The sequence below is a fragment of the Paraburkholderia atlantica genome (assembly GCF_009362785.1).
Lineage (GTDB): Bacteria > Pseudomonadota > Gammaproteobacteria > Burkholderiales > Burkholderiaceae > Paraburkholderia > Paraburkholderia atlantica.
In genome coordinates this window covers 40388-61584 of sequence record NZ_WHNQ01000036.1, presented here as the reverse complement: position 1 = coordinate 61584, position 21197 = coordinate 40388, and the positions used below count along the sequence as shown (strand labels likewise).

Genomic DNA, 21197 nt, shown 5'->3' with positions numbered 1-21197 from the left:
TTGTCCATGCGGGAAGTCTCCTTAAGCCTCTGATGCCTGCACGAGCGCCTGCGCCATGCGCTCGGCGGTCGCGAGCGCGGCCGAAGTCATGATGTCGAGATTGCCCGCGTAGGCGGGCAGGTAGTGCGCGGCGCCTTCGACCTCGATGAAGATCGACGTCTTCAGACCGCTGAAGCGGCCGAGGCCCGGAATGTTCAGCGGCGCGCTCGCGGGGATTTCGTCGAACTGCACCTTCTGCTTCAGGCGATAGCCGGGCACATAGGTGTGAACCTTCGCGACCATCGCCTCGATCGACTGCCCGACCTTGTGGAGGTCGGCCATCTCCGACAGCGTGTAGACGGTGTCGCGCATCATCACCGGCGGTTCGGCCGGGTTGAGCACGATGATCGCCTTGCCTTTTGCCGCGCCGCCGACCACTTCGATCGCCTTCGATGTCGTCTCGGTGAACTCGTCGATATTCGCGCGCGTACCGGGCCCGGCCGACTTGCTGCTGATCGACGCGACGATCTCCGCGTAGTGCACCTTCGCGACGCGCGACACGGCTGCGACCATCGGGATCGTTGCCTGACCACCGCAGGTCACCATGTTCACGTTCGGCGCGTCGATATGCGTGTCGAGATTCACCACCGGCACGCAGTATGGCCCGATGGCCGCCGGCGTCAGATCGATCACGCGAATCGAAGGCTTCAGCTTGCGCAGCAGCGCATCGTTCTTCACGTGCGCGCCGGCCGAGGTCGCGTCGAACACGAAGTCGATGTCTCCAAACACGGGCAGACGCGTCAGACCTTCGACGCCTTCATGCGTGGTAGCAACGCCAAGCCGCGCGGCGCGCGCAAGACCGTCGGAAGCCGCGTCGATGCCGACCATCGCCACCATCTCCAGATGCCGGCTGTTGCGCATGATCTTGATCATCAGATCGGTGCCGATGTTGCCCGAGCCGATGATCGCGGCCTTGAGTTTTTCGGATGCCATATGTGTCCCCAATCGAGTGCTTGCTGTATTAGGCGAAAGTCGCGCGGACGTTGCCGAGGCCGTCGATCTGCGCGCTGAAGGTGCCCGGCTGCGCGACCGCGACCATCGGGCCCAAAGCGCCCGTCATCAGCACGTCGCCGGCACGCAGCGGCGTGCCGAGCCGGACCATGCGATCCGCTAGCCAGGCAGCGGCGTTCAGCGGATTGCCGAGACACGCGGCGCCATTGCCGCGCGACAGGACTTCGGCATCCTTTGACAGCGTCATCGCGCACGCAGCGAGATCGATATCGCGCAGCAGCACCGGGCGGCTGCCGAGCACGAAGCGCGCGCTCGACGCGTTGTCCGCGACCGTATCGACGAAACGGATGTTCCAGCCCTCGATGCGGCTATCCACCACTTCGATCGCCGCGACCGCATACGCGGTTGCGCGCATCAGATCGGCATACGTGTGGCGCTCGTGCAGCAGATCGTGTTCGAGCACGAGCGCGATCTCCGCCTCGACCTTCGGCTGGATCAGCTCGCCAAGCGGAATCGGCTGGCTGTCGCCATACGCCATCGATGCGAACAGCGCGCCAAAATCGGGCTGATCGACACCGAGTTGACGCTGGACTGCTGGCGACGTGAGTCCGATCTTGCGGCCGACGATGCGTTCGCCCGCCGCGACGCGCGCGGCCACGTTGGCCTGCTGCACCGCGTAGGCGAGTTGCTCGGCGTCCGCGGGGTTCGAAAGTTCGGTGAAACGCGCGTCCTCGCGCAGTGGCGCGATGGTCACGCGCGTACGTTCCGATTCGCGCAGGCGCAGGGCCAGCGCGTCGACATTGCTTTGAGTGCTCATAGCGGGTTCCTGATTGAGTTAGACGTGGGCAGTCACGGGTTGCGCGTGCATCGCGCCGAAGCCCGCGATCCATTCGGGGATCGGACGGTAGTAATCGAGCGACGCGCGATACGGGCCGCTCGCGTTCAGCGCGCCGAACGCGGCGATCCACGTGCGGATTTCGTGCGCCGATTTACCGCCATCGCGCGTGATCGCGTTGTTCGTCAGGCCGTCGAGCGCGGTGAGTTCACCGTCTTCGAGCAGCTTCAGGAACGCGCGGTCCCATTCGGGATTGAGCGGATGCAGACGGCTGTCGCCCGCGGTGAACGCGCGCGCCGCCGCGATCGTGCGTGCCTGCCTCGCCGCGCGCGACTCGGCCGACGGATTGCGGCCCGCGATCAGACGCTCGGCGACTTCCTCGCTCGCGCCCGCGAGCTCCGGCACCGGCGGCTCGTGCGAGATGCCGCCCGAGCCGATCACCAGCACGCGTCGATTCGAGCGTGCGAGCGCGCGGCCCAACGCATCGCCGAGCAGACGCGCGCGACGGCAGGAAGCCATCGGCGCGGCCACCGAATTGATGAACACCGGCACGACCGGATATCGATCGAGTCCGCCGGTCAGAATCTCCAGCGCTTGTGCGCAACCGTGATCGACCTGCATGCGGTAGGAGACCGCGACGTCGACGTCGCTCGCGAGCACTGCTTCGGCCAGTTCGAGCGCGGTATCGGCGGGCACGTTCAGCGGACCGGCGAGGCTCTTGAAGTCGCCGACCGCGCTCGCCGATGCGCCGATGCAGAACGGCGGCATCACGTCATAGAAGAATCCGTTGTAATGATCGGGCGCGAACACGACGACCAGTTGGGGATCGAACTCGACGACGCGCGCACGCGCCGCCGCATGCACACGCTCGACTTCGGCGACGACTTCGGGCGCGGGATCGTAATAGCCGTGCAACGGCGTGTGCGACAGGCATTCGAGCAGCATCGGCATATCAGGCTCCGGCGGTTGCAGCGGTTACAGCAGTTGCGAAAGTGGCAACGGCATCGCGCGCGGACGCTGCTTCGTTGCTGGCATCCGCCACCTCAGCACGCATTGCCGCGTCGAGATGCAGCTTCTGCGCGAGTTCGACGACCAGTTGCGACACCTGCTGCGGCGAGCCCATGCCCGCGACGAAACGATCGGGACGCAACAGCACGACCGATTCCGGCACTCGCGTGAACCAGTCCTTCAGCCGCGTGTTCACATCGCCGATGGCAATCACGTCCTCCGGCACGTCGTCATGAAAAGACAGTTGCGTGTCCGGCTTCGCGACCACGAAGCAGCCGCCGAGCCGCTGCCAGATCGCGCGCGCTTCCTCCGACAAACCGAAGGTCGGTTCCGCGCCCCAGCCGACGATCGCGAAGCGGTTGCCGAGCACATCGTCGAGCCGCACGACCTCGCCGCTCGCCGTACGTACGCGCGGCTGAATGAACATGCGACCGACCGGCGAATGACAATGCGGGTCGCGTCCATACACGAGACGTCCGAGCCGCGACTCGCGCTTCTCGCTCATCAAACCTAGCAGGCGGCCCGGCGCCGAATGGCCCGAGCGTTCGAGCACGCGCGCAAGCCAGCCACGCTTGCGCGGCGTCTGCGCGAGCAGCACGACGCCGCTTTCATAGCGCGGCATCGGCTTGAAACGCATTTCGACGAAGTAGCGCTTGACCGCCGGAAACCAGTTGAACGTACGCACGAACGCGTCGCGGAACTTGATGCCGAAGCGGCTCGTCGGCGCGAAGATGTCGCCCGCCACTTCGGACAGGTGAATCATCGAGCGCGCATGCGAACGGCGCTCGGCGGTGTAGGTATCCAGCAGCGCATCGCCGGCGACACCCTTGACCACCATCGCGAGTTTCCAGCCGAGGTTGCTCGCGTCGCGAATGCCGCTGTTGTAGCCCTGCCCCTGCCACACCGGCATGATGTGCGCGGCGTCGCCGGCGAGCAGCACGCGGTTCACGCGGAAGCTGCTCGCGAGGCGTGCGTTGTGCGTGTAGACGCGCTTGCGGATGTAGTCGACCTTGTCCGGATCGGCGACGACCTTGCGGATCAGCGCGGCCATGTTCTCCGGCTTCGACAGCTCTTCCTCGGTCTCGCCCGGCATCACCATGAATTCGAAGCGGCGAATGCCGTGCGGCAGCGCGGCCGACACATACGGTCGCCGCGGATCGCAGTGCATGTACACGTGCGGCGCGCCGATCGGATCGTTGCGCACATCGACGACGATCCACTGATTCGGCTTCGTGCGGCCCTCGAACGGCACGTCGAGCGTGCGGCGCACGAAGCTGTTGCCGCCGTCCGCACCGACCATGTACGACGCGCGGATCGTGCGGCGGCCGCTCTGAGCATGTTCCGCTTCGATCGTGACGCCGCTGCCGTCCTGCGTGAACGAGTTGACGGTGTGGCCGAACAGCACCTCGACGTGCGGGAAGCGTTGCAGGCCGTCGTACAGCACGCGATCGGCCAGCGGCTGAATGAATGCATTGCGGCGCGACCAGCCGAATTCGTCGGTGCGCGGTTCGATCGATGCGAAGCAGTGACCGTTGCTGGTGACGAAGCGCATCCAGTGATCGGGAGTCGTGTGCGGCAGTAATGCATCGGCAAGGCCGACGGACTGGAACACGCGCAGTGCTTCGTCATCGAGGCCAATGGCGCGCGGATAGTCGATGATCTTGTCGAGCTTTTCGATCAGCACGACGCGTACGCCCTGCAGGCCGAGATAGTTGGCGATCATCAAACCGACCGGGCCGGCGCCGATGATCGCGACGTCGGTGATGACGGTTCCGCTGTGGCCTTGCGCGGCCACCGGGTCGAGCGATTGGGGCATGTTGTCTCCGTATGTCGACCAGGGTGACCGGGTCGAGCTATTCACGGAGCGCGGCGGGCGGGAACCAGCGGTGGCCACAGCGAAAAAATCGCCTGCGGGCAACAGCTCGCGTCTCCATGAAATCGTTGATTTGTTGGCAGTCTAGGACCGCCCACCTGCCCGCTCAACAAAATATGGAAAATGTGCATAGAATGCACATAGTTGATTTGATTGAGGTTTTAAGTGACCAGATACACGAATGTGCGAGGTCTGTCGCGTGGGTTGCAGGTGCTGCAAGCACTCAACTCGATGGACAGCGGCCGCGCGACGAGCCAGCAGATCAGCGAGCTGACCGGCCTGCATCGCACCACCGCGCGGCGGCTGCTCGAGACGTTGATGGAGGATGGCTTCGTGCGGCGCAGCGCGTCGGACGACAGCTTCCGGCTCACGCTGAAAGTGCGCGCGCTGAGCGAAGGCTTCACGGACGACGAACGCATCGCGACCATCGCGCCGCCGGTCATGGGGCGTCTGCTGCAACGCGTCGCGTGGCCGTCCGATCTGACCACGCCCGACGGCGACGCGATGATCATCCGCGAGACCACGCACCGCTTCAGTACGCTGTCGTTTCATCGCGCGATGGTCGGCCGCCGTTTGCCGATGCTGCTGACCGCGGCGGGCCGCGCGTACTTCGCGATGTGCCCCGATGAAGAGCGCGAGGACATTCTCGATCTGCTGCGCGCCGGCGCCGGCGGCGAGGAGCAGAAGGCGCTCGCGTCGAACGACGCGTTGATCCGCAGTCTGGTGCGACGCGTGCGCTCCGATGGGTTTGGCTCGAATCACGGCGACTGGGCGGACCAGGGGAAGATCGGCGCGGTGGCCGTCGCGATCGGGTTCGAGGAGCGGGTGCTCGCGAGCTTGAACGTGGTGTTTCTGTCGCGCGCGGTGTCGCTCGCGGAAGCGAAGCGGCGCTATGTGCCCGAGTTGCAGACGGCCGCGCGTGAGATGGTCGAGGAACTCGCGGTGCAGACCAACGCGAAGAGCGGAGCGGGTAAAACGCGCGCAGCGCGCGAGCGGAAGTCGTGAGGCCGCTTTCGAAACGTGCGAATGCGCTTCTATCGCGCTGTCATCTCAGGCAGACGCAAATGCCTCACGCGGTTCTTCTTCGCGCAAGATATAGCCGAGTCCGCGCAACGTCATGATCTTCGCCGTCGATGCCGCGAGATGCTTGCGCAGCCGGTGAATATAGATGTCGATCGCGTCGGCGCTCGGCTCTTCGTCGAGCGTGAAGATCTTGTCCATCAGCGTGGCTTTGGAGACGGTCTTGCCCTGCTTCAGTATCAGCGCTTCGAGGATCGCGTGTTCGCGGCGGCGCAACGGCAGGCGTTCGTCCCGCAGCACGAATTCGCGGGAATCGAATAGGTATCGCAGATCGCCGCATTCGGTCGACTGCCCTCTGTCTCCCGCGGCCTGACGGCGAATCAGCGCCTTGATGCGCGCCACCAGTTCGCGCGCATCGAAAGGCTTGACGACATAGTCGTCGGCACCGGCTGAAAAGCAGGCCACCTTGTCGTCGGTCGAGCCATTCGCGGTAAGCGTCAGCACCGGCACGTTGTCGCGCTTGCGGCGCAACCTCGCGAGCACCTCCTTGCCACCCATGCCGGGCAGGCGCAGATCGAGCAGCACCGCGTCATAGCACTGCAGACCGAGCAGCGTCTCCGCGCATTCGCCGTTCTGCGCCCAGTCGATCGCGAATTGCTCGACTTGCATCAGGTTCATCACCCAGCGCGCGAGGTCCGCGTCGTCTTCCACGAGCAGCAGCTTCATCGTTGTCCTCTCATTGGTGGGTCGCGCGACGTCAGCTTGCGCCGATCCATAAGCGCATCTCGACGGTCGCGACGAGGCCCGCGCCGCCTGCGTTCGATTCGAGCGTCACGCCGCCGCCCTGACGATGCGCAATCTCGCGCACGATCGGCAAGCCGAGACCAGTCCCTTCCGCGTGACTCGACGCGCGATAGAAGCGCTCGAACACTCGCTCGCGCGCGTCGGCCTTGATGCCGGGTCCGTTGTCGATCACGCGCACGATCGCCATGCCTTCGCGCCGCTGCGTCTGCACCGTAACGCGCCCGCCCGCCTGCGTATAGCGCAGCGCGTTGTCGACCAGATTGGTCACGAGGGCCGCCGTCAAGGCTTCGTCACCGGTCACGTACAGGCCGTCTTCCAGCTCCGCGCCCAGGTCGATCTCTCGCGACTGCGCAAACGCGATCAGTTCCTCGAGCACCCCCGCGATCAACGCGCTCAGATCGATCCGCTCCGGCACGTTCAGCGGCGCGGCCGACTCGGCCTGCGCCAGCAGCAACAGCTTGTTGGTCAGCGTGGTCAGCTTGCGGCTGCTCTTGTGCATACCCGCGAGCGCTTCGGCAAGCGGGGCGTCGCGGCTATCGCGTTGCCGCGCGAACTGGATCTGCGCTGCCAGCAGCGCGAGCGGCGTGCGCAACTGATGCGCGGCATCGGAGATGAATTGGCGCTGCGTCGCGGCCTGCTGGCCCATGCGCGCGATGCACTGGTTGATCGCCTCGACGATCGGCCTCAGCTCGACGTGCAGACGCGCGACGCGAATCGGTTCGAGTTGCGATGCGTTGCGATCGGCGACGTCGTCCTTCACCTTCATCAGCGGCAGCAGTTCGAAGGTCAGGCCGAGGTAGACGAACACCATCGCCAGCACCAGTGTCAGGACTTCGCCGGACAGTTGCGGCCGCAGCAGACGCCACACCATCGCGTCGCGCGAGCCCTCCGTCTTCGCGACCGCGACGATCACTTCCTCGGTATGTCCCGAATCGTAAAGCTGCCGCACGTAGGCGACCGCGCGTGCCGCGCGGCCATCGGCGAAATGGGTGGAGTAAAGCGTGGGTTTGTCGCTCACGTGCGGCGGCAGCTGCAACTCGGGGATGCCCGCGAGCAGACGATGGCCGCTTGCCTCGACGCGATAGAAAACCGTGTCCTGTTCCGGCGATTCGAACAGTTCCAGCGCGGCCGGCGGAATCTGGATCGTCACCGAACCGTTGTCCCAGTCGATATCCTCGCCGATGATCCGCATCGACGACAGCAGCGCATTGTCCTGCACCAGGTCCGCGGTGTTCTGCGCGAAACGGTACGAAATGACGACGGAAATGGAGACGAACGCGGCCAGCGGCAACAACAGCCACCACAACAAGCGTCCGCGCAAACTGCCTGAAAACACGATGTGCCGATCCTCTTGTGCTCGATGCGACCCACCCGGTCAGCCCGCTTTCAAGGCTTCACGTCAGAGACGAACTGATTGGTAAACGTGCGCGACAGATCGATGTACCGCCCCTTCACCGCCGGATTGAAACTCGACAGCACCTTCAGCACCGTCTGCGGACCGTCGGCGGGCATCTTGCCGTCGACGGTGTACATCGGCAGCGAAGCCTGCAACGCGCTGATATACAGCGCCCTGTCGTTGCCGACGTCTTCTTTTGGCATCAGCGCGGCGATCTGTTCCGCGCTGTGGGTATGCATAAAGCGCAGTGTCTTGACGAATGCGCGCGCGAGTTTCGCGGCTTCGTCGGGATGCGCGTCGAGCCACGTGCTTTGCACGTAGAGGCTGGACGCCGGATACATGCCGCCGAGCGCGGCGCGCGTGCCGTCGACATTGCGCATATCGACGAGTACTTTGGCGTCGCCCGCTTTCAATAGCTGAGTGACGGTCGGCTCGGTCGTCATTCCCGCGTGAATACGTCCTTGCCGCATCGCCGCGATGAAACTGCTGTCCGCGCCGACCGGCAGCAGCGTGTATTGCGTGGACGGCACGCCCGCGCGCTGTGCGAGGTATTGCGTCAGAAAACTCGTCGAGGAACCGAGCCCGGTGACGCCGAGCGTCTTGCCGCGCACGTCCGCCATGCTGCGGATCGAAGCGGCCGACTTCGCCGCGACCAGTTGCACTTCGCCCGGCACCTGGCTGAACACGACGATCGTCTTCACTTCCTTGCCGCGTGTTTGCAGATCGATCGTGTGATCGTAAAAGCCGACCACGCCCTGCACCGCGCCGGCGAGCATTTCGTTCTCGCCCTCTATTCCAGTCGGCTGCGACAGCAGTTCGACGTCGAGCCCTTCCGCCTTGAAATAGCCGAGCTGTTCGGCAAGACGCGCCGGCAGATAGATGAGCTTGTTGGTGCCGCCCACCATGATCGCGAGTTTCTCCGGCGCGGCGGCTTGCGCAGGCGTCGCAACCCTCGCGAGCGCGCACAATGCGAGCGACGCCGCGACGGCGGCATAGGCCGCGCACGGGAAACGCGTCGAGGAAAACTTCATTGCGGGTGTCTCCGTTATCTTGCATCCGGGCGCCGCGCGGATCGCCTGCCCGTGATTCTGAAGGGGCGAACCCTTCCCGATGCTTTCAGGGCGGTGTCTGTTGCGCGAACCTCGGGTTTGTCCCGATCACTTCGGCGTCGCGCGCGGAAAGGTCACGGCGATATCCACGCCCTTGCCGCCCTCGCCCGTCTTCAGCACGATCTCGCCGTGATGCGCGTCCGCGATTTCGCGCACGATCGCCAGACCGAGGCCCGTGCCTTCCGTATCCGTCGACGCGCGAAAGAACGGCTCGAACACGCGGCTGCGCGCTTCGGCCGGAATGCCGGGGCCGTTGTCGGTCACGCTGACCGTCACCGTATTGGCCTCGGTATCCGCGCTCACGGCGACCGTTACGTGACCGCCGCTGCCCGTATAGCGAATCGCGTTCTCGGCGAGGTTCGCGATCAGTGCCTGCAACAGGCCGCGATGTCCGAGCACTGGCGCCGCGCCGTGCAACTCCGCGCCCAGATCGATTTCGCGCGCCTGCGCGAGCAGCCCGAGATCTTCGACGACCTCCATCGCGAGCGGCACCAGATCGACGCGTTCCATTGCGAGTTGCGAGTTGTCGGCGGCCTCGGCCTGCGCGAGCAACAGCAGCTTGTTGGTCAGACCGACCATCGAGCGATTGCTTCGATGCATCGCGGCAAGCGCTTCGTCGAGCGCGGGATTGAGGCCTTCCTGCTGCCGCGCGAACTGCAGTTGCGTGCCGAGCAGCGTGAGCGGCGTGCGCAACTGATGCGCGGCGTCCGCGATGAAGCGCCGCTGCGCCGCCACCTGCACGCCGAGCCGCGCGATGCACTGATTGATCGCATCGACGATCGGCCGCAGTTCCGAATGCAGACGCTCGACGCGAATCGGTTCGAGCTGCATCGGATCGCGGTCGGCCACCTCGTCTTTCACCTTCATCAACGGGCGCAGCTCGAACGTGAGCCCGATGCAAACGAGTGCGACCGCCAGCGCGATCATTTCGAGCTGGCGCACGAGTTGCGGCCGCCACAGCTGTTGAGTCATCGCGTCGCGCGAGCGCACGGTCTTGCCGACCGTCACGCGCACAGGGCGCGTCGCGCCGTTGTCGTACATGAACCGCACGATGTCGACCGCGCGCACCTGCTGGCCGTGCAACTCGGTGTAGTACGAATCCGGCACGTCGGGCGCGCGCAGCGGACGCGGCGGAAAATCAGGCGTACCCGCGAGCAGCCGCCCATCGTCGACACGCACGCTGTAGAACACCTGGTCGCGATATGGCGACGCGAAGATCTCGAGCGCGGCGGGCGGCACATCGACGCGCAGAAAGCCGTCGCTCCATTCGACCTCGCCCGCGATCATCCGCGCCGACGCGACCAGCTGGTTGTCCTGCACCAGATTCGCGGTGTGCCGCGCGTTGTCGTACTCGGTCTTGCCGGTCACGAACACATAGAGCGCGAGCGGCACCAGCAGCCACCACAGCAGGCGTATGCGCAGACTATTGGACATCGTTACTGGTCGTCTTCCCGCTTGCGCAGCAGATAGCCGAGCCCGCGCAGCGTGACGATCGCGGCCGAGCTGCCATCGAGCTTCTTGCGCAGACGCGAAATGTAGATCTCGACCGCGTCTTCGCTCGGCTCGTCGGCGAGCGTGAAGATCGCATCGACGAGCGCGGGCTTCGTCACCGTCTTGCCGAGGCGCAGGATCAGCGCTTCGAGCACCGAACGCTCGCGCGGCGTCACGTTCAGCGGCGCGCCCTTCAGCGTGAACTGACGCGTGTCAATGTCGAACGACAGGTCGCCGCACACCACCTCGCTCGCTTTCGACGGCGACTGCCGCCGGATCGCCACCTTGATGCGCGCGATCAGCTCACGCACTTCGAACGGCTTCACCAGATAGTCGTCGGCGCCGGCGCCGAGCAGTTCTACCTTCTCGTCGATCGAGCCGCTCGCGGTCAGGATCAGCACCGGCGTCGCGTCGCCACGCTGACGCAGCCGGCGCAGCACGTTCTTGCCGGACAGCTTCGGCAGGTTCAGGTCGAGCAGGATCACGTCGTAGTGATTGGTGCGCAGCAGGCGGTCGGCTTCATCGCCGTCCTGCACGGCGTCGAGCGCGAAGGCTTCCTGCTCCAGCATCTTCGCGAGCCAGTGCGCAAGCGTGGGGTTGTCTTCGATCAGCAGCAGCTTCATGGCGGGAACGGCAAAAGTCAGGTCGTCGATTGTGCCTTAAAACAAGGGGTCTGCGCGCGTGCAGTGTGGTTTACAGCATACGTCCAGTGGCTGCCGCGAGCGCGGCGGCGATTCGCGCGAAATTTCGGCGCATCGTCGGCGCATCGCCGGCGCATCGTCGGCGCATCGTCGGGTTAACACCCATGCTTTGCGCCAAACCCCGAAAGCTGCCAGAAGGTTTCGCGTTTCTATAATCGCCGCCATTCACCCAGAAAAGCGCCGCGCCTCGATTGCGGCGACCCACCTAAGGAGACTGCTTCATGCGTAGCTTGCGCCAGATTGCCGCTGTGTCAGGTGTTGCGTTCGCCCTTGCTGCCGCTTCGGCCGCAGCACATGCCGAGAAGATCACGATCATGGTCGGCGGCGCCACCAAGATCATCTATCTGCCGGCCAAGCTCACCGAGCAGCTCGGCTACTTCAAGGACGAAGGCCTCGACGTCGAAATCCTGTCGCAACCGGCCGGTGTCGACGCGGAGAACGAACTGCTCGCGGGTGCCGTGCAGGGCGTGGTCGGCTTCTACGATCACACGATCGATCTGCAGAGCAAGGGCAAGGAAGTGCAGGCGCTGGTCGTCTTTGGCCAAGTGCCGGGCGAAGTCGAAATGGTCTCGACGAAGGCGGCCGACACGCTGAAGAGCATGGCCGACGTCAAAGGCAAGACGCTGGGCGTGACCGGCCTCGGTTCGTCGACCAGCTTCCTCACGCAGTACCTCGCGCAGCGCGCGGGTGTGCCGTCGACGCAATACACGATGTTGCCGGTCGGCGCGGACAACAGCTTCATCGCCGCCGTCAAGCAAAGCCGCATCGACGCCGGCATGACCACGGAGCCGACCGTTTCGCAACTGCTGAAGACCGGCGACGCGAAGGTGCTGGTCGATATGCGCACCGTGGAAGGCACGCGCGCCGCGCTCGGCGGCACCTACCCGGCGTCGAGCTTCTACGTGCAGCGCGCGTGGGCCGAATCGCACAAGGACGACGCCGCGAAGCTGTCGCACGCGTTCGCGAAGACGCTGAACTTCATCGCGACGCATAGCGCCGACGACATCGCCGCGAAGATGCCGAAGGACTACTACGGCAACAACAAAGACCTGTACGTGAATGCGCTGAAGGCGTCGCTGCCGATGTTCACGAAGGACGGCAAGATGCCCGCCGACGGCCCCGACACGGTGCTGAAGGTGCTCTCCGCATTCAATCCGTCGGTGAAGGGCAAGCATATCGATCTCGCCAAGACCTACACCAACGACTTCCTGTCGGCGCCGGTCAAGACCGCGTCGAAGTAACGCTTCATTCATCTTCACAGAACTGCGAGGCACCCGCCGATGAATCAACCTATGTCACGCGAGACGCCAGCGATCGAAATGCGCAACGTGTCGTGCCGTTTCATTTCCCCGGACGGCAAGGCCACGATCGCGCTGCGCGACTTCAGCATGTCGGTGGCACGCGGCGAATTCGTCGCGGTGGTCGGTCCGACCGGCTGCGGCAAGTCCACCACGCTCAGCATGATCACCGGCTTGCTGAAGCCGACCACCGGCGAAGTGCGCGTGATGGGCGCGCCGGTGGACGGCATCGATCCACGCATCGGTTTCGTGTTCCAGGCCGATGCGGTGTTTCCGTGGCGCTCGGTGCTCGACAACGTCGCGGCGGGTCCGCTCTATCGCGGCCGTTCGAAATCGGCCGCCTACGACGAAGCGAACGAATGGCTGCGCCGCGTGGGCCTCGACAAGTTCGGCAAGCACTATCCGCATCAACTGTCCGGCGGCATGCGCAAGCGCGTCGCGCTTGCGCAGACCTTCATCAACAAGCCGGAAATCCTGCTGATGGACGAGCCGTTCTCGGCGCTCGACATGCAGACGCGCACGCTGATGCAGGACGAGCTGCTGCAATTGTGGGGCGGCGTCGGCTCGGTCGTGTTCGTCACGCACGACCTCGAGGAAGCGATTGCGCTCGCCGACCGCGTGTTCGTGCTGACCGCGCGCCCCGCCACGCTGAAGAAAGTCTACGAAATCGATCTGCCGCGACCGCGTGTTACGTCGGAGATCCGCTACGACTCGCGTTTCATCGAAATTTCGCGCGATATCTGGCATGACCTGCGCGAAGAAGTGCAGATCGGTTAATCAAGGAACGGCAAACATGTCTACACCCTCTCAACAGATGATGCCCGCGGGCATCGACGCCGCGTCGCTCGCTCACGTCGAGCGTATCGCGCAGAAGAAGATCCGCCAGCGCCAGGTTCTGGTGATTTCGCTGCGCATTCTGGTGCTCGTGGTCGTGCTCGGCGGCTGGGAACTGTCCGCGCGCCTGAAGTGGATCGACCCGTTCTTCTTCTCGATGCCGAGCGCGATCTTCGAACAGATCGTCGACTGGTTCGTGAACGGCACGTCGCAAGGTCCGCTGCTCACGCAGGTGTGGGTCACGCTCGAAGAGACAGGCCTCGGCTTCATCATCGGTTCGGTCGCGGGCATCGTCTGCGGCATCGTGCTCGGCCGCAACAAGCTGCTCTCCGACGTGTTCAGCCTGTACATCAAGATCGCCAACTCGATTCCGCGCGTCGTGCTCGGCTCGGTGTTCGTGATCGCGCTCGGGCTCGGCATGGCGTCGAAAGTCGCGCTCGCGGTCGTGATGGTGTTCTTCGTGGTGTTCGCCAACGCGTTCCAGGGCGTGCGCGAAGCGGACCGCTACATGATCGCGAATGCGCAGATCCTCGGCGCGTCGCGCCGCCAGGTGACGACCTCGGTCGTGATTCCGTCGGCGCTGAGCTGGATTCTCGCGAGTCTGCACGTGAGCTTCGGCTTCGCGCTGGTCGGCGCGGTGGTCGGCGAGTTTCTCGGCTCGAAGCAGGGTATCGGTTTGCTGATCTCCACCGCGCAGGGCGCATTCAATGCGAGCGGCGTGTTCGCGGCGATGATCGTGCTGGCGGTGGTCGCGCTTGCGGCCGACTACCTGTTGACCGCGGTGGAGCATCGATTGTTGAAGTGGCGGCCGAGTTCGGTTTAAGCCACCGCAGCGCGAATCCTCAAACAGTAGTTCGCTTCACCGATGCCGCTCAGTCTTCTGGACTGAGCGGCATTTTTATTCGCCAACCCCAATCCTGTCTCCCGCCAGCAAACTGTTTTTCCCGATACGTTGGCCGGTCCGCAACACTTCTTTCTTGCAATCCCCTCACCAGAAGCCAGCAGCCGCTTGCCCAGTCGCTTCCCGCGCCATGGCACGGTCAATGCATACCCACCGCGCAAGTCAGGCGATCGCCAACATTGATCGCCGATCGAAGCGAGGTGGGTCATGTCGAGTGCACAGGGTCAACGTCGGTCGATGAACGGGTTCAGCGGTGCGGTCATACGCGCCAACGCCGCGAATCGCCGCCATCGTCATCATTCCAGCGGATTCGTGCTGTTCGGCTTGCATACCGCCGGTGTGATCGGTCGCGGGCCGAAGCGGCTCTGGCCATATGTGTTGCCGTGGTTGGTCATCTTGCTGACGATCGGTTCCATCTGCCTCGTCGCGCGCGGCGTGCTCACGCGTCAATTGCTGGTGCCGCCGGTGGAGACGCCGCAATCGTTGACCGAGCGCGGCTATACGTCGAATTTTGTCGCCGAGCGGATCATGTCGGCGATGAAGGAGATCGGGCGGGACGCCCAATCGATTCCGCACGACACGATGACCAGCAACGACGCGCAGCAGGACATCCAGATCCCGGGTCAGGAGATGTCGTATGCGACGACGGTGCGCTTCATCAAAGGCGTGCTCCACCGCGAAGATGTGGCCGTGCACGTCGGCATCACGAAGACGAACAACAGCGCGGATTCGTATGTGGCTCACGTGCAGATAGAACACGGCCCGTTCAACGGCCGTGAAAGCACGGTGCCGTTCGAAGGGCGCGACCTCGAAAAGTTCGTGCACGACATCGCAACCATGGCGATGCGCCTCGCCGAACCTAACATCCTCGCCAGTCATCTGTTCACGCAAGTGCAGAAGAACAAATGTTCGCTCGCGCAATGCGACTATCGCAAGATCGTCGAGATCTATGACGAAGTCCTCGCGCTGCCCTCATCCGAGCAGGCCCAATGGGCAGTCGCGGGCAAGGCGTGGTTGCTCGACAGTCAGCAGCGTTCGAAAGAGGCCGAGCAGCAGATCCGCGAAGCCTTGACTCAGTACAAGGACTCGGCGGTGCTACGTGCGAGTCTCGGCATCGCGCTCGAACAGCAGAACCGCATCGACGATGCGCTCACGGAACTGCGTGCCGGCGCGAACGAAAAGTCGCGCACCGCTGAAAACCTTCGGCTGCTCGGCGATGTGCTGTTGCATACGGACCAGCACGATCGCGAAGCACTCGACGCATTCAGGCAGGCCGCCGAGATGAACCCCGAATCCGTCGACACGCTGCACGACTGGGCCGAGGCACTCGTCAAAACCGGCCACGAAGACGAAGCGATCGAAAAGCTCTCGCGCGCCGTTGCGTTGCGTCCCGACCTCGCGCCGTCCTATGCGGAATGGGGCCGCGCGCTGGAACACAAAGGCGCTTTGCGCGAGGCCGCACGCAAGTACGCACAGGCATTGCAACTCGACGCCGGCACGCTGTCGGCGCGCGAACGCGATCTGGCGCTCTCGACGGACGCATCGCCCGACGAAGCCGACACCCACACATCGAGGCCTGACCCGCGCGTCAAGCCCGTTTCGAATCCGATGACGTCGTATCCGCTGCGGGCCTCGCTCGACACGGTACGCGACGCCGTAGGACAGGCGATGCGAGCGGCCTGAGCCGCGCGCATTCGCCATTTGAGTTGGCAACACTGCCGAACAGGAGACAGTTCGATGGACAGTTTCGAAGATGCATTCAAAGCCTTGATCGGAAACGAAGGCGGGTACAGCTTCAATCCCGCCGATCCAGGCGGCGAAACGATGTGGGGTGTGACGGCGCGCGTCGCGCGCAGCGAGGGCTATAACGGCGCGATGAAAGACCTGCCGCTCGAAACCGCCCATCAGATCGCCAAGCGCAGGTACTGGGACCCGTTGCATCTCGACGAACTCGATCCGCGCGTGGCCTTCCAGATTTTCGATGCGAACTACAACGGCGGCCTCGTCGTGCTCTGGATGCAGAAAGCGTCCGGCGCCAAGGAAGACGGCAAGTTCGGCCCCGACACGCTGGATGCTGTCAAGAACGCCGATCCGATGAAGTTCGTGATGCGCTTCGCCGCGTATCGTCTGCGGTACCTTCGCAACCTGCATTCGTGGCCGAGTTTCAGCCGCGGCTGGACCGAACGCATGGCAGCGAATCTTCTCCTGGGAGCAGCATGATGGACTGGACTAAAGTAGCGACGAACATCAGCAGCACCGCCCCGCTTCTCGCCGGGCTCGTGGGTGGTCCGGTCGGCCTCGGTGTGACCGCCGCGGCCGCGATCATCTCGCACGCGCTCGGCACGCCGAGCGACCCGGCTTTCGTGGAACCCGCGTTGAACGACCCCGGCGCGCTCGAAAAACTTCGCCAGGCCGAAACCGCGAACTCGCTGCAATTGCAGCAGCTGATGGTGACGGCCGCGCAGTCGAGGCTCGCGCACGACGCCGACATGGCCCGCATCGCGACGAGCGACACCGCGAATGCGCGCGCGATGGGTGTCGCCAATCGCGACTGGGTCCCGAAGGTGCTCGCGATGGCCGTCACCACCGGCTTCTTCGGCATCTTGCTGCTGATGGCGTTCCAGCCTCTGCCGGGCACCAACAAGGATCTCGTCAACGTGATCGTCGGCGCGTTGGGAACTGCGTGGATCAGCATCATCGGCTATTACTTCGGCACGTCGGTCGGCTCGATGCGCAAGACCGAGCTGCTCGCGAAGCCGAGTGTACCGATCACGGCCGACAGCGCGTTGACGTTGCGCGAACCGGCGTCGCAGTCGGGACCGCACGCACCGGCGGCGGCCGCGCCGTCCGGCGACCACTTTCCGTCGTTCGCGCCGGGCGGGCAAGGTCCGATCTTCTCTGGCGGCAGTTGAGTCGATGCCAGGTTGAGCGAATCGTGCACGCGACGAGATACGCCGAGCGTCGCGTGCAGGTCCGTTTCAAAGTAGCGCTCTTTCGCCAGCCCGCGTTTTGCGCTAAGTTGGCAACGCGAAGTCCGTCCCGTCCCAAGTGGAGCGATAAAGATGAGTGACGTCGAGCCGAATGCGCAGAACGATCCGATCGAACACGTCGTGCTGCTGCTGATGGAGAATCACTCGTTCGACCAGATGCTCGGCTGCCTCGACGCCGTGCACGACAATCTGGACGGCGTGCGCAACGCGGCCGGCAAATCGAATGCCGACGGTCAAGGCCACACCTTCTATCCACGTGCCACGCGCGAGCGGCAGATGAAGCAGGATCCGAATCACGAGCACAAGGCCGTGATGGATCAGATCGCCGCCGACAACGGCGGCTTCGTGCGATCGTTCGTGAACGACTACCCGAAGAGCAGCCTCGTCGCGCGGCAAGACGTGATGGGCTATTACCCGCTCGGTTTTCTGCCCGCGCTGCACACGCTCGGTTCGCAATTCACCGTGTGCGACCGGTGGTTCTCTTCATTGCCGGGGCCGACGTGGCCGAACCGTTTTTTTGCGCTGACGGGTACATCGAAAGGCGAGATCGACATGCCTTCGGGACTCGACGGACTCAATCCACGCTGGTACACCGAGCAGGATCAGGACACGATTTTCGATCGGTTGAACGCCGCGCGCAAAACATGGAGTGTCTATTTCTACGACTTCCCCGCGTCACTGCTGCTGAAGAACCAGCGACGCGCGGAAAACCTCGCGAATTACCGCTCTTTCGATAAGTTCTTCGAAGACGCAGCGGGCCCCGCCGGTCAATTCCCGCAATTCGTGCTGATCGAGCCGAAGTACTTCGGCGAAGCGCAGAACGACGATCATCCGCCGCACAACATCATGAAGGCGGAAAAGCTGATCGCGGATACCTACAATGCGCTGCGCTCGAATCCGGCGCTGTGGGAGCGCACGTTATTGGTGGTCCTCTACGATGAGCACGGCGGCTTCTACGACCACGTTTCGCCGCCGGCCGACGCAGTCGCACCCGACGGCCACACCACGAGCTTCGATTTCAAACGTCTCGGCGTACGCGTTCCCGCGATCCTCGTGTCGCCGTGGTGCGAAGCCGGCGCATGCAACGAACGATTCGATCATTGCAGCCTGTTGAAGTACCTGTGCGACAAGTGGCAAATGCCACCACTCGGCAAGCGCACCGCGGCGTCCGCGAACCTCGGTGTGGCGATTCGCCGTGACGGCGTCGCGCGCTCCGATACGCCGCCGTTTATTCGCGTGCCCAACCAATCGCTGATTGCCGAGCACGTCGAACTGGAGCGCAAATCGTCGAATGGCAATCAGCATGGCCTGCATCATTTCGCCGACTTTCTGCACGCGGAACTGGACCGGCTCGCCGTCGAGGCGGTCGAGGGGGCCGCGCAACTGGCGCGCACCGGCAATGCGTGGGTGCGCTTCAAGAGCGCGTTGGGCTCGCTGATGATGAGTCTCGGCCAGTGGCTCAGCAAGGACTTCTACGACGCACGCGACCAGCGAGATGCGCGCACGAGCCAGGCGTTCACGCGCTTGCGGCAATCGGTGCGTGACGCGACGCGGGGCATCGCGCGAAACGACGCGCCGGCGACGGCAGCGCCGTCGCCGGTCAGTCCGGTATCGGAGAAGTAGCACTCCCGCACCGCGGCGGCAGCGCTACGTGTTAACCCTGAAGGTTTCGCGACTTTGTATCAATTTTGGCAACAAACATTACCTGAATCTCAGCTTACTCTGCCTAGTTCACCAAATTACAATGCAATCAATGACTACGAACAAGCAAGTTCGCAGCAAGATAAAACCTGAACTGGAGGTACGTATCATGAAATCGCTGATTCAAGCCGTTGTCATCGCCGTCGCTGTCGCCGCTCCCGTCGCTGCTTTCGCGCAAACCAACCAGCCCGTGACCCGCGCTCAAGTGCGCGCCGAGCTGGTCCAACTGGAAAAGGCTGGCTATCAACCTGGTCTCGCCGACCCGCACTACCCGGCTGACATCCAGGCTGCGCAAGCCCGCGTCGACGCGCAAAACGGCGTCGGCCAAGCCGCTACCGGCTTCGGTGGTGTGGTGAGCGGTACGACCCAAACGAGCCGTGCGGCTCCGACGAGTGGCCCGAAGTCGGTCTACTTCGGTCAGTAAGCGGTAAGCGGTAGGCAGCAGGCGGTTCGTCGAGCTCAGCAGTGTGGCTGCGAAGCCCTAAGGCGAAACGAACCGCGAGCACTTCCGAATGGCGCGTCCTTGCGACGCGCACCCTGATTCAAATGAACTGGCCCGCTGCTCGGGTATCTCCGAGCGCGGGCCAGTTCATATGTGTTACCTCCGTCATCGGGCTCCCGATGACTTCGCCCGGGCCTTCACGGTCTGGGCGCTTTTTCGCGGCGCTGTGCGTGCGCCGCGACGAATCCTCCGCTGCCGGCGCTCACTCGCGCGCGATCAGATCCCCGACCTGGCCACGCCCGGTCACGAGGCAACCCGACAGGAAGCTCTCGCTCTGCGCGCTCGCGCCAGCGTCACCAAAGCCCTTTTTCAACGCGTTCGATTTGACGAGCGCCGCGCCCTGGTGACACGTAATCGTGCCGACCTCGCCCGCCTGCGCACGCATCAACGCCCGATCCGCCATCAAATAGCCAAGCAAAAGCACCAACGCAATATTGAACGCTTGCCGCATGGGTCGTCTCCTTTTCGAAAAGACTAACGCGAAGCGCGAATGCAGTGGCTTAGGGCTTTCCCGATTGTTGACGTTTCAATGATCCAGAATAAATCGTTTGCGCCTACAGCCGAGCCTCGATCCGCGCGATGCGGCTATTGATCGCGTTGCGCACCAGCGCATTCGACGGCACCAGCAGCAGCGACGACGCGATGATCCGATACACGTCACCGCGCGTCACCTTCGATACTTTCGCCGGATCGAGCCACGCGTCGTTATCCGCGAGCAGCAGCAAGGTGTCGAGGCCGATCAGGATCGGCCATAGGCAGGCGAGCCGCAAGCGTACCGCGCTCGCCGGAATCGCGAGCGTGTAGTCGAGCGCCGCGCGGACATGATCGAGCGTTTTGCGCAGAAGCTCGATGAGCAACGGCCGCGCGCGCATCGAATTGGCCGGTTGCAGCAGATCGCGCGCGCTCAAAGCGTGGCGCTCGAGCATGCTCTGCGGCAGGTAGCAGCGACCAATGCGCAAGTCTTTTCCGCAATCGCGCAACACGTTGGTCATCTGCAATGCCTTGCCGAAACGCACGCCGCGCTGCTTCATCGTATCGGGCTGTTCCTTCAGCGTTCCGGGCATGTGCGCGTAAGTCATCGTGGTCCAGAACTCGCCGACGCAGCCCGCGACCAGATACGTATAGCGATCGAGTTCGTCATATTCGCGCAGCGCCGCGATCTGGCCGGAGCGTTCGTCGGGGAACGTGCGCAAATCGAATTCCATGCCCTCGGTCAGCGTCGTGACGATCGCGCGTACCGCGTGCCGGTCGGGCTCGCTCAGTTGCGCGAGCACGTCGAGCGCCGGGTTCAACGATTCGAGCAGCAGCTTTTCATCCGATTGCGCCTGCTGACCCGCGACTTCGGCGGCGATGCGCTGGAACGGCGCACTGTCGACGGCCACGCCATTGACCTGATCGCGCAACGCAAGCAGCAATTCGAGGCGTTGGCCCGGCGCGATCAGCGAGGTGTCGGCAATCGTATCCGCGGCGCGCGCGAGCAGATACGCAAGGCCGATCGGATCGCGCATGCCGATGGGCAGCACGCGCAGCGTCAGATAGAAAGAGCGTGAAACGCCTTTTAGGAGCGGGCCGAGAAGAAAGGCCCGGGTGGGATTCGGCATGGGTTGGATTGATTGGCAAATAGGCGGGTGAAAGCCCGCGAGGATCAGGCGCTGCCGAATTGTATACGTGCCGTCCCCGATGTCGCGTGCGACGGGCTCCCGCGCCGCGAGACAGCGCCACTCGCGATCGGGAACGGCGATTG

At 64.0% G+C, this 21197-nt stretch carries 20 protein-coding genes; 9 read left to right on the top strand and 11 right to left on the bottom strand.

Annotated elements, in window-relative coordinates; genetic code table 11:
* Positions 1-21: 21 nt before the first annotated feature.
* From GCT19_RS33455 to GCT19_RS33440, 4 genes are read right to left on the bottom strand one after another with little or no spacing between them, the layout of a single operon-like run.
* Positions 22-972 carry an acetaldehyde dehydrogenase (acetylating) gene (locus GCT19_RS33455; RefSeq protein WP_152854316.1) on the bottom strand — a complete coding sequence of 317 codons (951 nt, stop codon included), beginning with the start codon at positions 970-972 and terminating at the stop codon, positions 22-24.
* Positions 973-1000: 28 nt separating this feature from the next.
* A complete protein-coding gene (locus GCT19_RS33450) occupies positions 1001-1807 on the bottom strand; it encodes a 2-keto-4-pentenoate hydratase (RefSeq protein WP_152854315.1) in 807 nt (268 codons plus the stop codon).
* Between the two features lie 18 nt (positions 1808-1825).
* Complete coding sequence (locus tag GCT19_RS33445; RefSeq protein ID WP_018435161.1) at positions 1826-2776, bottom strand: 3-carboxyethylcatechol 2,3-dioxygenase; 951 nt, start codon at positions 2774-2776, stop codon at positions 1826-1828.
* Between the two features lies 1 nt (position 2777).
* Positions 2778-4649 carry a bifunctional 3-(3-hydroxy-phenyl)propionate/3-hydroxycinnamic acid hydroxylase gene (locus GCT19_RS33440; protein ID WP_152854314.1) on the bottom strand — a complete coding sequence of 624 codons (1872 nt, stop codon included), beginning with the start codon at positions 4647-4649 and terminating at the stop codon, positions 2778-2780.
* Positions 4650-4871: 222 nt separating this feature from the next.
* On the opposite strand from GCT19_RS33440, the gene GCT19_RS33435 reads away from it, so the two are divergent.
* Complete coding sequence (locus GCT19_RS33435) at positions 4872-5711, top strand: DNA-binding transcriptional regulator (RefSeq protein WP_321576914.1); 840 nt, start codon at positions 4872-4874, stop codon at positions 5709-5711.
* Between the two features lie 45 nt (positions 5712-5756).
* Here the strand turns inward: GCT19_RS33435 and GCT19_RS33430 are convergent, their stop codons facing one another.
* The 5 genes from GCT19_RS33430 to GCT19_RS33410 all read right to left on the bottom strand — a co-directional run bounded on the left by GCT19_RS33430 (position 5757) and on the right by GCT19_RS33410 (position 11149).
* On the bottom strand, positions 5757-6452 hold the full coding sequence (locus GCT19_RS33430; RefSeq protein WP_152854313.1) for a response regulator transcription factor: 696 nt from the start codon (positions 6450-6452) through the stop codon (positions 5757-5759).
* A 31-nt stretch (positions 6453-6483) separates the two neighbouring features.
* On the bottom strand, positions 6484-7866 hold the full coding sequence (locus tag GCT19_RS33425; protein ID WP_184129028.1) for a sensor histidine kinase: 1383 nt from the start codon (positions 7864-7866) through the stop codon (positions 6484-6486).
* Positions 7867-7916: 50 nt separating this feature from the next.
* Complete coding sequence (locus tag GCT19_RS33420; protein ID WP_152854312.1) at positions 7917-8957, bottom strand: ABC transporter substrate-binding protein; 1041 nt, start codon at positions 8955-8957, stop codon at positions 7917-7919.
* 126 nt (positions 8958-9083) lie between these two features.
* Entirely contained in the window at positions 9084-10469 is a 1386-nt protein-coding gene (locus GCT19_RS33415) for a sensor histidine kinase (RefSeq protein WP_018435167.1), read from the bottom strand.
* 2 nt (positions 10470-10471) lie between these two features.
* Positions 10472-11149 (bottom strand): response regulator, encoded by a 678-nt coding sequence (locus GCT19_RS33410; RefSeq protein WP_013092490.1) that lies wholly within the window; start codon positions 11147-11149, stop codon positions 10472-10474.
* 299 nt (positions 11150-11448) lie between these two features.
* Here GCT19_RS33410 and GCT19_RS33405 point away from each other — a divergent pair, with 299 nt between their 5' ends.
* The 8 genes from GCT19_RS33405 (at position 11449) to GCT19_RS33370 (ending at position 19375) form a co-directional block, all read left to right on the top strand.
* Positions 11449-12468: an ABC transporter substrate-binding protein gene (locus tag GCT19_RS33405; protein ID WP_018435168.1), complete on the top strand. Its 1020-nt coding sequence runs from the start codon at positions 11449-11451 to the stop codon at positions 12466-12468.
* 39 nt (positions 12469-12507) lie between these two features.
* Positions 12508-13302, top strand: coding sequence for an ABC transporter ATP-binding protein (locus GCT19_RS33400; protein WP_026228638.1), 795 nt, complete (start codon positions 12508-12510; stop codon positions 13300-13302).
* A gap of 16 nt (positions 13303-13318) precedes the next feature.
* Positions 13319-14182: an ABC transporter permease gene (locus tag GCT19_RS33395; protein WP_026228639.1), complete on the top strand. Its 864-nt coding sequence runs from the start codon at positions 13319-13321 to the stop codon at positions 14180-14182.
* 285 nt (positions 14183-14467) lie between these two features.
* Positions 14468-15943 (top strand): tetratricopeptide repeat protein, encoded by a 1476-nt coding sequence (locus GCT19_RS33390; protein ID WP_018435171.1) that lies wholly within the window; start codon positions 14468-14470, stop codon positions 15941-15943.
* Positions 15944-15997: 54 nt separating this feature from the next.
* Complete coding sequence (locus GCT19_RS33385) at positions 15998-16480, top strand: glycoside hydrolase family 108 protein (protein ID WP_013092495.1); 483 nt, start codon at positions 15998-16000, stop codon at positions 16478-16480.
* Positions 16480-17172: a hypothetical protein gene (locus tag GCT19_RS33380; protein WP_018435172.1), complete on the top strand. Its 693-nt coding sequence runs from the start codon at positions 16480-16482 to the stop codon at positions 17170-17172. Before GCT19_RS33385 ends, GCT19_RS33380 begins: the two co-directional genes overlap by 1 nt.
* Before the next feature lie 150 nt (positions 17173-17322).
* The gene (locus GCT19_RS33375) at positions 17323-18873 is read left to right on the top strand and encodes an alkaline phosphatase family protein (protein ID WP_152854311.1); all 1551 of its coding nucleotides are present in this window, start codon (positions 17323-17325) and stop codon (positions 18871-18873) included.
* Positions 18874-19060: 187 nt separating this feature from the next.
* Positions 19061-19375: a DUF4148 domain-containing protein gene (locus GCT19_RS33370; RefSeq protein ID WP_013092498.1), complete on the top strand. Its 315-nt coding sequence runs from the start codon at positions 19061-19063 to the stop codon at positions 19373-19375.
* 280 nt (positions 19376-19655) lie between these two features.
* Here GCT19_RS33370 and GCT19_RS33365 read toward each other — a convergent pair whose 3' ends face one another.
* Both GCT19_RS33365 and GCT19_RS33360 read right to left on the bottom strand, forming a co-directional pair.
* The gene (locus tag GCT19_RS33365) at positions 19656-19904 is read right to left on the bottom strand and encodes a hypothetical protein (RefSeq protein WP_018435174.1); all 249 of its coding nucleotides are present in this window, start codon (positions 19902-19904) and stop codon (positions 19656-19658) included.
* Between the two features lie 103 nt (positions 19905-20007).
* Positions 20008-21054: a phytoene/squalene synthase family protein gene (locus tag GCT19_RS33360; protein ID WP_152854310.1), complete on the bottom strand. Its 1047-nt coding sequence runs from the start codon at positions 21052-21054 to the stop codon at positions 20008-20010.
* Positions 21055-21197: the final 143 nt, after the last annotated feature.

Excerpts from the sequence above, each read along its gene's own strand:
- GCT19_RS33400 (WP_026228638.1), top strand. The coding sequence starts at position 12,508 with ATGAATCAACCTATGTCACGCGAGACGCCAGCGATCGAAATGCGCAAC.
- GCT19_RS33385 (WP_013092495.1), top strand. The coding sequence starts at position 15,998 with ATGGACAGTTTCGAAGATGCATTCAAAGCCTTGATCGGAAACGAAGGC.
- GCT19_RS33405 (WP_018435168.1), top strand. The coding sequence starts at position 11,449 with ATGCGTAGCTTGCGCCAGATTGCCGCTGTGTCAGGTGTTGCGTTCGCC.
- GCT19_RS33440 (WP_152854314.1), bottom strand. The coding sequence starts at position 4,649 with ATGCCCCAATCGCTCGACCCGGTGGCCGCGCAAGGCCACAGCGGAACC.
- GCT19_RS33430 (WP_152854313.1), bottom strand. The coding sequence starts at position 6,452 with ATGAAGCTGCTGCTCGTGGAAGACGACGCGGACCTCGCGCGCTGGGTG.
- GCT19_RS33410 (WP_013092490.1), bottom strand. The coding sequence starts at position 11,149 with ATGAAGCTGCTGCTGATCGAAGACAACCCCACGCTTGCGCACTGGCTC.
- GCT19_RS33415 (WP_018435167.1), bottom strand. The coding sequence starts at position 10,469 with ATGTCCAATAGTCTGCGCATACGCCTGCTGTGGTGGCTGCTGGTGCCG.
- GCT19_RS33375 (WP_152854311.1), top strand. The coding sequence starts at position 17,323 with ATGAGTGACGTCGAGCCGAATGCGCAGAACGATCCGATCGAACACGTC.
- GCT19_RS33395 (WP_026228639.1), top strand. The coding sequence starts at position 13,319 with ATGTCTACACCCTCTCAACAGATGATGCCCGCGGGCATCGACGCCGCG.
- GCT19_RS33380 (WP_018435172.1), top strand. The coding sequence starts at position 16,480 with ATGGACTGGACTAAAGTAGCGACGAACATCAGCAGCACCGCCCCGCTT.
- GCT19_RS33455 (WP_152854316.1), bottom strand. The coding sequence starts at position 972 with ATGGCATCCGAAAAACTCAAGGCCGCGATCATCGGCTCGGGCAACATC.
- GCT19_RS33365 (WP_018435174.1), bottom strand. The coding sequence starts at position 19,904 with ATGCGGCAAGCGTTCAATATTGCGTTGGTGCTTTTGCTTGGCTATTTG.
- GCT19_RS33420 (WP_152854312.1), bottom strand. The coding sequence starts at position 8,957 with ATGAAGTTTTCCTCGACGCGTTTCCCGTGCGCGGCCTATGCCGCCGTC.
- GCT19_RS33370 (WP_013092498.1), top strand. The coding sequence starts at position 19,061 with ATGAAATCGCTGATTCAAGCCGTTGTCATCGCCGTCGCTGTCGCCGCT.
- GCT19_RS33450 (WP_152854315.1), bottom strand. The coding sequence starts at position 1,807 with ATGAGCACTCAAAGCAATGTCGACGCGCTGGCCCTGCGCCTGCGCGAA.
- GCT19_RS33360 (WP_152854310.1), bottom strand. The coding sequence starts at position 21,054 with ATGCCGAATCCCACCCGGGCCTTTCTTCTCGGCCCGCTCCTAAAAGGC.
- GCT19_RS33445 (WP_018435161.1), bottom strand. The coding sequence starts at position 2,776 with ATGCCGATGCTGCTCGAATGCCTGTCGCACACGCCGTTGCACGGCTAT.
- GCT19_RS33390 (WP_018435171.1), top strand. The coding sequence starts at position 14,468 with ATGTCGAGTGCACAGGGTCAACGTCGGTCGATGAACGGGTTCAGCGGT.